Here is a 14,503-nt window from a genome sequence, read left to right as displayed (position 1 = left end):
GGAACGACCGGGCACACTGAATCGCGATGAACATCCGCGAGTCCGCCCCGGTCGGCAATCCGCGAGCGTTCGTGCCCGCGCTCGAGGGGATGCGCGGGTTCGCGGCGTTCGGGGTACTGGTGACGCATGTGGCGTTCCAGACGGGGGCGACGGGTGACCCGGTGATCGGACGGATCTGGGGGCGGTTCGATCTGGCGGTGGCGGTGTTCTTCGCGCTGTCGGGGTTCCTGCTGTGGCGTCCGCACGCGGCGGCGGCCCGCGGTCTCGGGGCGGCGCCGACGGTGCTGAAGTACTGGTTCAACCGTGCGGCCCGCATCCTGCCCGCCTACTGGGTGGTGGTGCTGCTGGTGTTGGCGTTCCTGCCGGCGGCGAGCGGCGGCTGGAAGGTGTGGGCGGCGAATCTGGGGCTGGTGCAGGTGTTCGTGCCGCTCACCCTCACCGAGGGGCTGACGCAGATGTGGTCGCTGTCGGTGGAGGTGGCGTTCTATCTGGTGCTGCCGATCGTCGCGGTGGCGATGGTGCGGCTGCGCGGCGGCAATGCCCGCTTCCGGATCCCGGTGCTGCTGGTGGTGTCGGTGGCGAGCCTGTCGTGGGCGTTCCTGCCGGTGCCGGCGCCGGACGGTATCCACCACGACAACTGGCTGCCCGGCTACGTGCCGTGGTTCGCGGCGGGCATGCTGCTGGCCGAGCTGGCGATGGTGCGTGGCACGTGGGTGCACCGGTTCGCGGAGCGCCGTGTCGTGGCGGCGGTGGTCGCGGTGGTGGCGTTCGGCTTGACGACGACGTGGCTGGCCGGTCCGGAGGGGCTGGTGCGGCCGGAGCCGTGGCAGTACGCGACGAAGATCGTGCTCGGTGCGGTCATGAGTTTCGCGTTGCTGGCGCCGCTCGTGCTGGCCGGGCACCGGCACCGGATCCTGGCGAGCCCGGTGGCGCTGGCGGTGGGCCGCTGGTCGTACGGGCTGTTCATCTGGCATCTCGCGGTGCTGACGATCGTGTTCCCGATGTTCGACATTCCCACGTTCGGTGGACGTTTCTGGTTCGTGCTGGCGGTCACCACGGTGCTGAGCATCGCGGTGGCGTCGGCCAGCTACGCGCTGGTGGAGGAGCCGGCGCGGCGGGCCGTCAAACGTTGGGAGAAGCGCCGCCACATCGGTGAGCGCGACAGCGGCAGGGCCGCGACGCCGACGCAGGCGACACCGATCAACGCGCACAGCTGAATCGGGTACGCGTGGCCGACGTAGCCGTCGGCGGCCCGCCACGGCCCGGTCGACAGCAGCACCGACGCCGCCGTCAGCGACACACCCGCGCCACCGACCAGCACCCGGGCCGCGAACGCGTTGCCGCGCCACCACGTCAGCCCGGTCGCACCGGCCGCGACGAGCAGCGTCACGAGTGACCCGACGGGGCCGGCCACGACGGTCGCGACGGCGAGGACACCGGCGAATCCGGCGACGACACTGCGGTAGGGGTGCGGCGGCGGGCCGGGGTCGACGGTTCGGCGTGGCCGTACCCACGCGAGCAGCGCGAGGGGGATCAGCAGCAGCAGTCCGAACGCGATACCGGCGCGGTACCAGCGGTCGCTCGGGAAGGTGAGGGTGACGGTGCCGTCGGTGCCGGCGGGCACGATCCAGCCCTGCTGCCAGCCGCCGACGACGATCGGCTGCAGGTCGGTGCCGTCGGCGGTGGTGGCGTGCCAGCCGATGTTGGTGCTCTCGGGAACGACGAGCAGCCGATCGCGGCCGGACGCGGTGACGTCGAGTTCGCGCAGGTTCTCGGTCCAGCGGCCGACGGTGGGCGTGCCGGTCGCGGGGGCGGGCGGTGCGGGGGCGGCGTTCAGCTGCAGGTTGTCGACGGTGAACGCGGGCCCCGGTGCGACGACGACGTCCTGACGTCCCGCGGGCAGGGTCGTGGCGTCGGCCCCGCAGACGCTCGCGGTGACGGGCTGCCCGGACGCGAGCTGCTGCGCGGTCGCGGTGACGGACAGGTGCACGGTCGTGCCGCCGAGCGAGATCGCAGGCCCGGTGTCGCAGCCGACGGTGACCGGCCGCTGCGACGGTGCGGTCGCGGTGCCGGGGACGGGGGTGCCGTCTGCTCCGAGTGCGACGACCTCCGCGAGCCCGGCCGGTTGTCGTTGCAGGAAGCCGAGTCCGGTGCGGTCCCGGACGTCGTCCCAGTGGACGAGGGACAGCACGATCCGGTCGGTGACGTGCGGTTCCAATGCCACGGTGTCGGACGGTCCGTCGAGGTCGCGGGTCTGTGGGCCGGTGCCGAGGTCGACGGCGACGCGGGTCGGGGCGGCGGGGAGTGCACCGGGGCTCGTGGCCAGGTGCAGGCCGGTGACGAGGGTCGGTTGCGGCAGCCGGATCGTCAGGGTGGGCAGGCCACGGCGTCCGGCCGCGGTCTCGGTCGGGGCCGTCCACGACGTCGCGGGGTCGCCGTCGACGGCGGCGCGGGCGGTGCCGCGCGGTTCGACACCGTCGGCGGCGCCGGTCGCGGTCACGGCATCGGGGTCGGTGAGGAGGGTGTCGAGGGCGGCGCCGGGCCGCGGCCGCAACGTGAGGGTGGGGGTGACGGGGGTGGTGTCCGGGACCTGCAGGGTGCGGGTGAACGTGCCGGGTTCCTCGGGGGGCAGGCCGAGGGCGGGGCTGCAGTGGACGCGGTCGGGGCCGTCGGCGCATGCGGCCCGCCCGGGCAGTTCCTGGCCGAGATCCCAGCCGCGGACCCGTGCGCCGTCGGGGGTCGGTGGCAGCACGGTGCGGTGGACGATCGGAACGGGAACGGTGGTGTCGGTGGAGTTGTCGTCGATCGACAGTTCGCTGATCCCGAACTGGTAGCCGGCGGAGCCGTCCGCGGTGTGGGTGGCGAGGATCCGCAGCCACGGGGTGGTCCCGGCCGGCAGTGACACCGCGACGGGCTCGCCGGGTTCGTCGACGCGCACCGAGCGGGACCCGTTGGGGGTTTCCACGCGGATCCACTGCACGGGCGGCCCGAACGCGGCGGGGCTGGTGGTCACGTGCAGCATGCCGCGGCGGATCGGGGTGTCGAGGTCGACGCGCAGCCACTGCCCGCGGGCCGTCTCGAGCCCGTTGGACAGCCACGCGGTGGCGGGGTCGCCGTCGACGGTCGCGGCCGGCCCGCTGCCGGGGGCGGTGCCACCCAACTGGGTGGCGTCGGCCGCCGAACTCGACACCGTCAACGTGGCCCCGGACCATTCGCCCTCGACGAGCGGCGCGTCGGGGACGGGATAGTCGGCGACCGCGTTGTGGGTGCGGCGCGGGTCGTCGGGGCTGCGCAGCGCCGACGAATGATTGTCGACCTGCCCGAAGTCGGTTTCCCGGTCGGTGGGGGTGTCGGTGACGGTCACCTCGGCGGCCGGGAGCCCGGCCCGGACCGCGTCGGTGGCCAGTAGCGCCGGACCGGTGACGGTGCCGCTCTCGGCGAGCCGCAGCAACGATTCGGGCCCGCCCTGCACGATCGGCACGGCGTCCGCGTCGACGGTGTACGGGCCGGGTGGCGGTGTCGGACCGGTGGGGGAGGTGACCCGGTAGATCTCGATCGCCGGATAGGCGGGCCGCAGACCCCCGTCGACGACGACGTCGTCCCCTGTCTCCGGCGCGATGTCGTCCCCGAACTGGGCGACCTTCTCGAGGCCGGGTGATCCGGCGACGGCCTGGTGCACGAGGATCGGGCGCGCCGACCGGGACGTGTCCGGGTCGAGATCGTTGCGGACGACGACGTACCGCACCCCCTGCGCGAGGAGGGTGTCGGCGAGACCGTCGGACGGGCGGCCGTCGGAGACGATCCGCTGCACCGAATCGAGGGCCCGGATCGCGCCGGGCGGTACGAGCGGGACGGCGTCGCGCACCGCCCACGGTGTAGACGCCAGCGCCTGCAGCGGCTCGTCGCGGGTCAGACCCCAGATCTGTGCGCCGAACGGCGCACCGGGCACGACGAGGGCCCGTTCGGCATCGGCGCCCGTCGTCCCGGAGGCGTGGTCGGCGAGCCACTGTGCGGCGTCGTGCCAGTACGACGGGACGGCGTCGTAGGTGCCGCGGGGGGCGAGCCGGCCCGTCCAGACCAGCGATGTCGTGAGCGTGAGCGCGACCAGCAGCAGTGTGGCGACCGCGACCAGCGGCTGCCGTTCCGGATGCGCGAACGCCGACCGCCAGCGGCGCAGTGGCACCGACCCGGGCAGTGGTACCTGCGCCAGCAGATGTGCGAGACCGAGGACGAGCGGCAGCCGGACCAGCGGCTCGAGCTTGTGCACGTTGCGCAGCGGGGCGCCGGTGCCGTCGAGGAACGCCCGCACCTGGTCGGCGACGGGGGAGCCGAGCTCGCCGATGTAGCCGGCACCGAGACCGGCGATACCGACCAGCAGGATCAGCGTCAGCCGGCCCTTCGCGGGCATGCGCCGCATGCACAGCCCGGCCAGGCCGGCGGCCGCGATCAGACCTGTCGCGACGACCGCGACCGGTTCGGTGACCAGCACGGTTCCGGCGACACGTTCCGGGGAGACGAACGGCGTCCAACTGTCGGTACCGCGCAGCACCTCCGTCAGCGACGTCCACTGCGTCGTCACCCCGGACGATTCGATGAAGTCGAGGAACGGGGGGCTCACCCGGCCGAGCAGCAGCAACGGCACGATCCACCACAGCGTCGCCAGCAGCAGGCACGGAATCCACCACGCGGTGAACACCCACCAGCGCCGATTGGGCCGATGCGCAACCCACCACAGGCCCGCTACCAGGCACGCCGCCGCGGTGGCGACGGCATTGACCGCTCCCATGAGCGCGACGGCGACAGCCGATTGTGCCGCGAGTACCCGTGCGCTTTTTCGGGGGTGGTCACTGCCGAAGAAGCGCACGACCGGTAGCAGCACCCACGGCGCGAGCATCATGGGCAGGGATTCGGACGAGATGGAGCCGAGGGTGGTCAGGACGCGCGGGGACAGCGCGAACGCGACGGCGGCGATGATGCGGGAGGAGCGGCTACCGATGCCGAGGGCTTCGGCGACACGGACGATGCCCCAGAAGCCGGCGGTGATCAGCAGCGCCCACCACAGTCGTTGGGTGATCCACGGCGGGACGTGCAGGAGTTGCCCTGCGGCGAAGAACAGCCCGTGCGGGAAGAAGTAGCCGTACGCCTGGTTCTGGACCTGGCCGAGCGGCGCGATCGAGGACCATTGGTGGGCGGCGCGGGTGAGGAACCCGATGGGGTTCTCGGTGAGGTCGTATTTGGTGTCGGCGGCGATCCGACCCGGTGACTGGAGCAGGCACAGGAGGAGCGCGACGAACCCGGCGCCGATCAGCCAGCGCCGGGTGAGGGGTTCGGTGGACGGCTCAGCGGCTGCCGTATTCAACCTGGTTCAGCAGCGACGAGTTGGCGTTCCCGGAGCGGTCGATGTTCGGGAGGGTGTTGTCCTGGGCGGCGGAGGTGACACCGAAGACGGCTCCGACTCCGACGAGTGCACCGATCACGGCGCTGGCAATGCCGGGGACAAGGAACTTGGCCATCTCGGATCTCCCATGGTGGTGCCGCTGATACGTGATATCCGGGTCAAGGTATCACTTGCCCGGGGCGTTCGGCATGGACGTCGACGCCGAGTGCCCCGAGCAGGGTGCCGAGTTTGGTGGTGGTCTCGTCGAGCTCGGTGACGGGGTCGGAGGCGGCGACGATGCCGCCGCCGGCCCAGGCGAGTGCCCCGGTGCCGGGCGCGTCGATCTCGGCGCAGCGGATCGCGACGACCCAGTCGCCGTCGCCGGAGCGGTCGCACCAGCCGACGGTGCCGCCGTAGAAGCGGCGGTCGCCTTCGATGTCGCCGATGGTGACGAGGGCGCGGTCGGTGGGGGTGCCGCACACGGCGGGGGTCGGGTGCAGTCGGGTGGCGAGGTCGAGCGCGTCGACGGAGACCTCCCGCAGCCGTCCGCGGATGGGGCTGGCGAGGTGCCACAGTTCGCCGGTGCGGGTCAGCTGCGGGGTTGCGGGCACGTCCAGCTCGGTGCACAGCGGCGCGAGGACGTCCCGGATCCAGTCGACGACGTACGCGTGTTCGGCGAGGTTCTTCGCGGACGCGAGGAGGGCGTCGCCCTCGGCGCGGTCGGCGTCCGGGTCGGGGCGGCGGGGCGCGGACCCGGCCAGCGGGTGGCAGGTGACGACGTCGCCGCGCCGGCTCAACAGCATTTCCGGGCTGGCGCCGACGAGGCTGTGCCCGGTGTAGCCGTCGCCGGCGGCGGTGAGGTCGACGGCATATCCGTTCGCGGTCTCGTGCCGGGCGATCATGCGGGCGGCGAGGGCTTCCGGCGGGATGGGGGTGTCGGCGACGAGGTGGACGGCGCGGGCGGCGACGACCTTGTCGAGGCCGTCGCGACCCAGCCGGGCGAGGAGGGTCCGCACCCGCTCGACATGTTCTGCGGGGGAGGGAATCTCACGGTCGACACGCACCCGCGGCAGCGGGGGGAGGCCCGACGGCCGCCAGGGGCCGTCGGTCCACGACACGGTCTCGGGGGCGGTGAGCGCGGCCGGTGCCGCCGGATCGAACGGCAGGGCCCCGACGACGAGGTCGACGCGCCCGGCGTCGAGGGCGGTGCGAGCGGCGTCGGCGGTGTCGAAGCGTTCCCGCGTCCCGGTGGTGCGGAGGGTTCGGTCGGGGCGGGAGAGAAGGAAGCCGTCCATGGTGTTGCCGACGATAGCCGGGTTACCGGGGGCGGCCGCCGGAGAGGTCAGGTGCCGGGTGGAACGATCAGGACCGGTCGGTGGCTGTGCCGCAGCACGTGGTCGGCGACGCTGGACTGCAGCAGGGAGCGCAGTCCGGTGGTGCCTCGGGTGCCGGTGACGATGATGTCGGCGTCGAGTTCGTCGGCGAATTCGACGATCGTCGCCCAGATCGCCGACGACGATTCGCAGCAGCGGCCCTCCGCGGCCATCCCGGCCTTACGGGCGAGCTCGAGGCCCTCGGCGTTGGTGGTCTTGGCGTCGGTCAGGGCGATGTCCTCGGTCGATTCGTCGGGCACCCATTCGGGCTGCATCACCCCGGACAGTCCGGACATGCGGGCGGCCTGGCGGACCATCGGTTCCCACGCGGTGGCGACGACGGCGCGGTTCGCGGACAGGAATCGTCCGGCGTATTCGATGGCCCGTTTGGCGTTGTCGGAACCGTCGTAGGCGATGAGCATGAGATCTGCAGGCACTGTGACCTCCTGAAATCAGGTTCGTCCGGTGGTCGTGGACGGTGGTCTCCCGTCCTTCGAGATTACCTTGCCATTACCCGTGGCGTTCGGCTCGGGAACGCGTCGATTCCGTCTCGGCTACCGTCGGGACCATGCGTATTCGACATGCGGTCGCGGCCCTGTTGGTGGCGGGTCTGGCAGCGGGGTGTTCGTCCGGTGGCGGGTCGGACACCACGACGAGCGCCGAGCAGGCCCCCGACACGACGTCGGCGACGCAGTCGGAGACGAGCAGCGCCCCGCCGGCGCCGGCACCGTTCGGGTCGGCGATGTGCGGCCCGGGATTCCTGCAGTCGCTCACCGAGCGGCAGAAGCTCGCGCAGCTGCTCACGGTCGGTGTCACCGGTACCGAGGACGCCCGGTCGATCGTCGAGTCCGAGCAGATCGGTGGCATCTTCATCGGCAGCTGGACCGACGAGTCGATGCTCGCGAACGGGGACGCCGCCGAGATCGCGGACGCGAGCCCGATCCCGCTGATGGTGACGATCGACGAGGAGGGCGGCCGGGTCTCGCGGGTCGACCAGTTGTTCGGCCCGGATCCGTCGGCACGTGAGGTGGCGCGGACGATGACCCCCGACCAGGCGTACGAGATGGCGCTCGAACGGGGCCGGAATCTGCGGTCGATCGGCGTCACCGTCAACTTCGCGCCGGACGTCGACGTGAGCAGCCAGCCCGACGGCGCGGTGATCGGCGACCGGTCGTTCTCGACCGACCCGCAGGTCGTCACGACGTATGCGGACGCGTACGCCCGGGGCATGCGGGACGCCGGAATTCTACCGGTGCTCAAGCATTTTCCCGGCCACGGGTCGGCATCGGGCGACTCGCACACAGGGACGGTGACGACGCCGCCGCTCGACCGGTTGCAGACCTCGGACCTGGTGCCGTACCGGAACCTGGTGGACACCGGCGTCGGCGTCATGCTCGGGCACCTGAGTGTGCCGGGGCTGACGACGGACGGGCTGCCGGCGAGCCTGAGCCCGGAGGCGGTGACGCTGCTGCGTGACGGTGTCGGCTACGGGGCACCCGCGTTCACGGGTCCGATCTTCACCGACGACCTGTCCGGGATGCAGGCGATCACCGACCGGTTCGACATCGCGGAGGCCGTCGAGCAGGCCCTGTCGGCGGGCGTGACGGTTGCGTTGTGGCTGACGACGGACGACGTCCCGCGGGTGCTGGACCGGCTCGAGGACGCGGTGGACTCCGGCCGGCTGTCGCAGGAGCAGGTCGACGCGTCGGTGCTGACGGTGGCGCGCGCGAAGGGCGCGATCAGCTGCTGACGTGACCGTCACCGGGATGCCGGCGGGAACTCACCCGTCGTTCACGGTCCCGAGAGGTTCGTCCCCGATCCTCACGAGCGGAGTGCCTGCCCGTCGGGGGCCGGCCCCGAATCGTTCGAGGAGTTCCCGTGACGTTGTCCCGTCGTGCCCTGTTCCGGTCCGCTGCTCTCGGCGCGTTGGCGGTGCCCGTGCTGTCGGCGTGCTCGACGCCGTCGTCGGCGAGTTCGGTCGGCTCGGTGGGGCCGACCCTGGTGCGGCAGCGTCCGGTCCTCACCCACGGCGTGGCGTCCGGTGACGTCCGCCCGGACGGGGCGCTGATCTGGGCGCGCACCGACCGGCCGGCGAAGATGATCGTGGAAACCTCTGCCTCCGAATCCTTCTCGAGTGTGTCCCGCACCGAGAGCGGACTGCTGACGCCGGCGTCGGACGGCACCGGCCGGGTGCGCCTGACGGGCTTGCCGGCCGGGCAGCAGGTGCACTACCGGGTGACGCTCGAGGGCGACGACGGGGCCACGTCCGAGCCCGTCACGGGCGTGTTCCGCACCGCCCCGGACGCGCCCGGCGACATCCGCCTGCAGTGGTCGGGAGACACCGCCGGGCAGGGCTTCGGGATCAATCCGGATGTCGGGGGCATGCGGATCTTCGACACCATGGCGTCCCGGGACCCGCACCTGTTCCTGCACTCCGGGGACGTCGTGTACGCGGACGGCCCGCTGAAGGAGACGCTCACACTGCCGGACGGGCGGGTGTGGCGCAACATCGTGACCGAGCCGAAGAGCGCGGTGGCGCAGACCCTCGACGAGTTCCGCGGCCAGTACGCCTACAACCTGATGGACGAGAACTATCGGCGGTTCAATTCGGCTGTCGCGCAGGTGGTCCAGTGGGACGATCACGAGACGGTGAACAACTGGTACCCCGGGGAGATCCTGGACCTCGACGCGTACACCGAGAAGAACGTGGACGTGCTGGCGGCGCGGGCCTTCCAGGCGTTCCACGAGTGGCTGCCGATCGAGCCGTCCGAGGCGGTCGACAACCGGATCTACCGCCGGATCGGCTACGGCCCGCTGCTCGACGTCTTCGTGCTCGACATGCGGACGTACAAGGACGCCAACGGTGCGAACACGGGCGCCGCCGGCCGCATTCTCGGACCGGAGCAGACCCGCTGGCTGATCGACGAGCTGAGCCGTTCGCAGGCGATGTGGAAGATCGTCGCCGCCGACCTGCCGATCGGACTGGTCGTCCCGGACGGGGACACCGCGTTCGAGGGGGTGGCCAACGGGGATCCCGGCGCGCCGTCGGGGCGCGAGCACGACATCGCACGCGTCCTGTCGGCGATCAAGGCGAACCGCGTCACCGGCACCGTGTGGCTGACCGCGGACGTCCACTACACGGCCGCGCACCACTATGCGCCGGAGCGTGCCGCGTTCACCGACTTCGACGAGTTCTGGGAGTTCGTGTCCGGACCGCTCAACGCGGGCGGGTTCGGCCCCAACGAGTTGGACGCGACGTTCGGTCCGGAGGCTGTGTTCGTGCACGCGCCGCCGACGGCGAACTCGTCGCCGCTGGACGGGTTCCAGCATTTCGGAGAGGTCGACATCGCCGGCGACACCGGCGAGATGACGGTGCGGTTGTGTGATGCCACCGGGACGGCCCTGTTCACGCAGGTGCTGCCGGCCCCGGCCGCCCGCTGACGGTCCGGTCGATCCGATCCGGCAGAATAGGGAAGACATCGGCCTTCTTACTCTAGAGTAAGATCTAGCGTCTTACCTCTGGAGGAGACATGGCAGGCGGCACCAAGCGACTCCCGCGGGCGGTGCGCGAGCAGCAGATGCTCGACGCCGCGATCGAAGTGTTCTCGGACAACGGATTCCACGACGCATCGATGGATGCCATCGCGGCGAAGGCCAGCATCTCCAAGCCGATGCTGTACCTGTACTACGGCTCCAAGGACGAACTGTTCGCAGCCTGCATCCACCGGGAAGGGGTGCGTTTCGTCGAGGCCATCTCCCCGGCGGGCGATCCCAACCTGCCGCCGCGGGAACAGTTGCGGGCCGCCCTCGCAGGCTTCCTCGGATTCGTCGACGAGAACCGTCGCTCCTGGATGGTGCTGTACCGGCAGGCGATCGGGCAGCAGTCGTTCGCGAGTCAGGTCGGCGGCAGCCGCCAGCGGTTGATCGACCTGACCGCGAAACTGCTCGAATCGAGCACCAAGGACCCCGACCCCGGAATCGACTTCGGGATCATGGCCGTCGCCCTCGTCGGCGCCGGTGAGGCCGTCGCCGACCGGGTCGCCGGCGGCGAAATCGAAGTGGCCGCCGCCGTCGAACTGCTCGACAAGCTGGCCTGGCGCGGCCTGGCCGGCACCAAGAAGTAGCGCTGTGCGCCCTTTCGGTAGTGGTTGCTACCGAGAAGGGCGCACGAGCACGTAGTACCCAGCCTGCTTCAGGCTGCTTCGGGCCGCTTACGGTTCCGGACGCGGCGTCCGCGCAGCATGATCGCGCGTTCGGATTCGCCGACGCCACCCCACACCCCGAAGGGCTCGGGGAGGGCGAGGGAGTGCTGGAGGCAGGCGGCCTGGACAGGGCAGGACGCGCAGATGGCCTTGGCGCGTCGTTCGCGCATGGTGCGGGCGTTGCCGCGTTCGCCGGTCGGGGGGAAGAAGACGGATTCGTTCATGCCCTGGCAGCTTCCGTGCTGCTGCCATTCCCACGTGTCGGCCAGTGGTTCGAGGGTCGGTCGGGTGCCGGTCATCGATATCTCCTCTTCTCTGATACGGCCTGCCCGCGGCGGTGCTGTCCGGGGACGTGCCGCCCGGGCTTTGGAAGCCGGGTGGTTGGGCGACCGTGACGTGCTCGTGGGCTCGTCGGCGGTTCGCCGGTTCACTCTTCTTCTCGTGCATCTCGAAGTTTTGACCTAGGAAACGTACAACAAAATCTATGTCGTGTGAAGTAGATAAGTTGTTGCTGCAGGTGAGGGCAGGTTCTCGGGGCGTGTCCCGGCGATGGCGCGCCCACATCAGTCGACCATCTCCGGCGGGTCCGCGCGTAACGTTTCGGGTGGCAAAAACGATGGGCGGCGATCCCGATCCGGTGGCGGTCGTCGCCCCTCGTCGGCCGAATGTCACATTCGTTCAGTTCAACTGAACCGGTGTGACATTCGGCCGACGAGGGAGCGGGAGAATCTTTGTCTGCCGCCGCACATTCGGTATGCCCCCGGTGCTACCGTTGTCGCATCGACAGCAGTGCGAGTCGCCGCAGGGTGACGGTGCACGAACGTCGGATCCTCCCTCCCCTCGAACAGCCCAGACGGGATATGAAGGCCACGATGACGCAGCAGTCTCCGCTCCGATCGACGCGCGGGGTCTACGGAATCTCGGTCACCTCCGAGTTGACCGGTATCGGACCGCAGACTCTGCGGCTGTACGAGCGTCGCGGGCTGATCATGCCGTCCCGCACGGACGGCGGTACCCGCCGATACAGCGAGGACGACATCTACCGGCTCACGCGGGTGTCCGAGCTGGTGAAAGCCGGTGTCAACCTCACCGGCATCCGGCAGATCCTGGAACTCGAGGCGGTCAACGCCGAACTGCGCGCCGAGAACGAACGGCTGCGCGAAGGGGTGTAGACACCTGTGCGCCGCTGCAGTAGCAGCGGCGCACAGGTGTGTCAGCGCACTGTCGCGGTGAGGTGCGGGTAGCCCTTTTTCGGGTTTTTCAGGGACAGGTCCCAGCCGTCGGGGGTGCGGTCGGCGTAGAGGTTGACGGTGGCGGGAAGGACGATCGGTTTGCCGAAGCGGACGGTGTACGTCAATGCGTCGGGCAGGCGGCCTTCGAGTGCCTGCAGTGCCGCCGCTGCACTCCACATGCCGTGGGCGATGGTGCCGGGGAAGCCGAAGGCTTTGGCGCCGAGCGACGAGACGTGGATCGGGTTGCGGTCACCCGAGACCGCCGCGTACCGGCTGATGATCCGCTGATCCACCCGCAGGGTGCGGGTGGGCGGCGGTGGCACCTCGGCCTTGTGTTCGGTCCGGGGTTCCTTCGGTGCATCGGTGGGGTGCATCTTGAGGAACGTGCTGACCTGACGCCACACGAGTTCGCGGCCCACCGACACGTCGCTGACGAGGTCCACCTGGGTGCCCTTGGGGTGCGGGCGCAGGTTGTCGGCACGCACGGTCAGGTCCAGGGGCTCGCTCACGGAGATCGGGCGCAGCTGCTCGATCACATTGTCGGTGTGGACGGATCCGATTGCCGGGAAGGGGAATTCGCGTGACGTGAGCAGGCGCATCACGGTGGGGAACACGAGGGTGAACGGGTACGTGACGGGCAGGGTGTCGCCGAACCGCAGCCCGCACACCTTCGCGTAGGCGGCCAGGTTGTCGTGGTCGACGTGCAGCCGCGACAGCGCCAGCGTCTCCTTCGGCAGGGTCCGCCGGCCTGCGGGTTTGACGAACGGCAGCGCCCCGAGCGCGGCCCGCGCGTAGTTGTCGAGGGTGGACGGCTGTTCCCGCAGTTGTACCAGCGTCTGCTTACCGGTTGCCATCAGGCACCCAGCAGGGACTGGCCGCACACGCGGACGACCTGCCCGGTGACCGCGTTGGAGGCCGGCGACGCGAAGTACGATACCAGTTCGGCGACGTCCACCGTCTGGCCGCCCTGCAGCAGCGAACTGCCGCGGCGTCCGACCTCGCGGGTCGCGAACGGGATGGCCGCGGTCATCGCGGTCTCGATGAAGCCGGGGGCGACGGCGTTGACGGTGATCTTCTTCTCGGCGAGGACGGGTGCGGTGGCCTGGACGAGCCCGATGACACCGGCCTTGGAGGTGCCGTAGTTGGTCTGGCCGCGGTTGCCGGCGATACCGGCGATGGACGATACGTCGACGACGCGTCCGCCTTCGCGCAGCACACCCTTGGCGACGAGTGCCTCGGTGATCTTGTGCGGGGCAAGGAGGTTGACGCCGAGGACGCTGTTCCAGCGGGCCTCGTCCATGTTGGCGAGCGTCTTGTCGCGGGTGATGCCGGCATTGTGGACGATGATGTCGAGGCCGCCGTGGCGTTCGGTGATGTAGGCGGCGAGTTTGTCGGCTGCGTCGGGGGCGGTGACGTCGAGGGCGAGCGACGTGCCGCCGACCTTGTTCGCGGTCTCCGACAGTGCCTGGCCGGCCGCGGGAATGTCGGCGCAGACGACGGTCGCGCCGTCGCGGGAGAGCACTTCGGCGATGGTGGCGCCGATGCCGCGGGCCGCGCCGGTGACGACGGCGACCTTGCCGTCGAGCGGGCGGTCCCAGTTCGCGGGGGCGACGGAGTCCTGGGCGCCGACACGGATGACCTGGCCGTCGACGAACGCGGACTTGGCGGACAGCAGGAAACGCAGCGTCGACTCGAGGCCGGACAGGCCGGTGGCGGCGTCGGGGGAGACGTAGACCAGCTGGGCGGTGGAGCCGCGCTTGATTTCCTTGCCGACGCTGCGGGTGAAGCCCTCGAGGGCGCGCTGCGCGATCTGCTCGTCGACGCCGGACGCGAGTTCGGGGGTGGTGCCGAGGACGACGACGCGGGCGGACGGCGCGAGGTTGCGGATGACGGGCTGGAAGAACTCGAACAGCTGCACCAGTTCGGTGACCTGGCCGATGCCGGTGGCGTCGAACACGAGCGCGCCGTAGCGGTCGTCGTGCGGTTGCGCGGCCGGGTAGTCCGACAGCAGTTCCCGGACGGGCTCGGCGAGCCGGCCCTTGCCGCCGATCAGGATCGGGCCCGCGAGCGGCGGTTCCCCCTTCTTGTAGCGGCGCAGCTTCTCCGGCTGCGGCAGCCCGGCCTGTTTGGCGATGAATGCGCCCGGCGCGGAGGAGAGGAACTGGGAGTAGAGGTCGGGAGCGCCCTTGCTGGCTGCCACGGTCCACCTTCTTCTTGATCGCTGGTCGGGCACCCGCGCGTCCGGGTGCGGTGTCGACATTGAACTTACTCTGGAGTAAGTTCAATGTCGAGTGTGACCGTATCCCCGCCCCGTCCGAT

General features: G+C 70.6%; 11 protein-coding genes and 1 pseudogene. 5 read left to right on the top strand and 7 right to left on the bottom strand.

Annotation, left to right across the window (positions count from 1 at the left end; translation table 11 throughout):
- Window positions 1-26: 26 nt before the first annotated feature.
- Window positions 27-1,064: pseudogene (locus tag Q5696_RS18985) on the top strand (acyltransferase family protein); the annotation flags it as partial.
- Window positions 1,065-1,087: 23 nt separating this feature from the next.
- Here Q5696_RS18985 and Q5696_RS21525 read toward each other — a convergent pair.
- Genes Q5696_RS21525 through Q5696_RS18965 form a run of 4 tightly spaced genes read right to left on the bottom strand, consistent with a single transcriptional unit; the run spans window position 1,088 to window position 7,187 of the window.
- On the bottom strand, window positions 1,088-5,359 hold the full coding sequence (locus Q5696_RS21525) for an alpha-(1->3)-arabinofuranosyltransferase domain-containing protein (protein WP_370654825.1): 4,272 nt from the start codon (window positions 5,357-5,359) through the stop codon (window positions 1,088-1,090).
- The gene (locus tag Q5696_RS18975; RefSeq protein WP_305092795.1) at window positions 5,340-5,513 is read right to left on the bottom strand and encodes a DUF2613 domain-containing protein; all 174 of its coding nucleotides are present in this window, start codon (window positions 5,511-5,513) and stop codon (window positions 5,340-5,342) included. Before Q5696_RS18975 ends, Q5696_RS21525 begins: the two co-directional genes overlap by 20 nt.
- Before the next feature lie 43 nt (window positions 5,514-5,556).
- Window positions 5,557-6,672, bottom strand: coding sequence for an isochorismate synthase (locus tag Q5696_RS18970; protein ID WP_305092794.1), 1,116 nt, complete (start codon window positions 6,670-6,672; stop codon window positions 5,557-5,559).
- Window positions 6,673-6,719: 47 nt separating this feature from the next.
- Window positions 6,720-7,187, bottom strand: a complete 468-nt coding sequence (locus tag Q5696_RS18965) for a universal stress protein (protein WP_305092793.1) — start codon at window positions 7,185-7,187, stop codon at window positions 6,720-6,722.
- Between the two features lie 131 nt (window positions 7,188-7,318).
- Between Q5696_RS18965 and Q5696_RS18960 the strand changes: the two genes are divergently transcribed.
- The 3 genes from Q5696_RS18960 to Q5696_RS18950 all read left to right on the top strand — a co-directional run bounded on the left by Q5696_RS18960 (window position 7,319) and on the right by Q5696_RS18950 (window position 10,874).
- Window positions 7,319-8,500 (top strand): glycoside hydrolase family 3 N-terminal domain-containing protein, encoded by a 1,182-nt coding sequence (locus tag Q5696_RS18960; RefSeq protein WP_305092792.1) that lies wholly within the window; start codon window positions 7,319-7,321, stop codon window positions 8,498-8,500.
- 128 nt (window positions 8,501-8,628) lie between these two features.
- Window positions 8,629-10,191 (top strand): alkaline phosphatase D family protein, encoded by a 1,563-nt coding sequence (locus Q5696_RS18955; protein ID WP_305092791.1) that lies wholly within the window; start codon window positions 8,629-8,631, stop codon window positions 10,189-10,191.
- Window positions 10,192-10,280: 89 nt separating this feature from the next.
- Window positions 10,281-10,874 (top strand): TetR/AcrR family transcriptional regulator, encoded by a 594-nt coding sequence (locus Q5696_RS18950; RefSeq protein WP_305092790.1) that lies wholly within the window; start codon window positions 10,281-10,283, stop codon window positions 10,872-10,874.
- Between the two features lie 68 nt (window positions 10,875-10,942).
- On the opposite strand, the gene Q5696_RS18945 is transcribed toward Q5696_RS18950, so the two are convergent.
- Window positions 10,943-11,251, bottom strand: a complete 309-nt coding sequence (locus tag Q5696_RS18945; protein ID WP_305092789.1) for a WhiB family transcriptional regulator — start codon at window positions 11,249-11,251, stop codon at window positions 10,943-10,945.
- Window positions 11,252-11,812: 561 nt separating this feature from the next.
- On the opposite strand from Q5696_RS18945, the gene Q5696_RS18940 reads away from it, so the two are divergent.
- Complete coding sequence (locus Q5696_RS18940; RefSeq protein ID WP_305092788.1) at window positions 11,813-12,124, top strand: MerR family transcriptional regulator; 312 nt, start codon at window positions 11,813-11,815, stop codon at window positions 12,122-12,124.
- A 41-nt stretch (window positions 12,125-12,165) separates the two neighbouring features.
- Here Q5696_RS18940 and Q5696_RS18935 read toward each other — a convergent pair whose 3' ends face one another.
- Both Q5696_RS18935 and Q5696_RS18930 read right to left on the bottom strand, forming a co-directional pair.
- Window positions 12,166-13,038, bottom strand: a complete 873-nt coding sequence (locus Q5696_RS18935; protein WP_305092787.1) for a MaoC/PaaZ C-terminal domain-containing protein — start codon at window positions 13,036-13,038, stop codon at window positions 12,166-12,168.
- Window positions 13,038-14,384, bottom strand: a complete 1,347-nt coding sequence (locus tag Q5696_RS18930) for a 3-oxoacyl-ACP reductase (protein ID WP_305092786.1) — start codon at window positions 14,382-14,384, stop codon at window positions 13,038-13,040. Before Q5696_RS18930 ends, Q5696_RS18935 begins: the two co-directional genes overlap by 1 nt.
- Between the last annotated feature and the right edge of the window lie 119 nt (window positions 14,385-14,503).

The organism is Prescottella sp. R16, from assembly GCF_030656875.1.
In the GTDB taxonomy this organism is placed as follows: Bacteria; Actinomycetota; Actinomycetes; order Mycobacteriales; family Mycobacteriaceae; genus Prescottella.
Note: the sequence above shows the minus strand (reverse complement) of the source record. Positions and strands in the feature narration are given on the sequence as shown.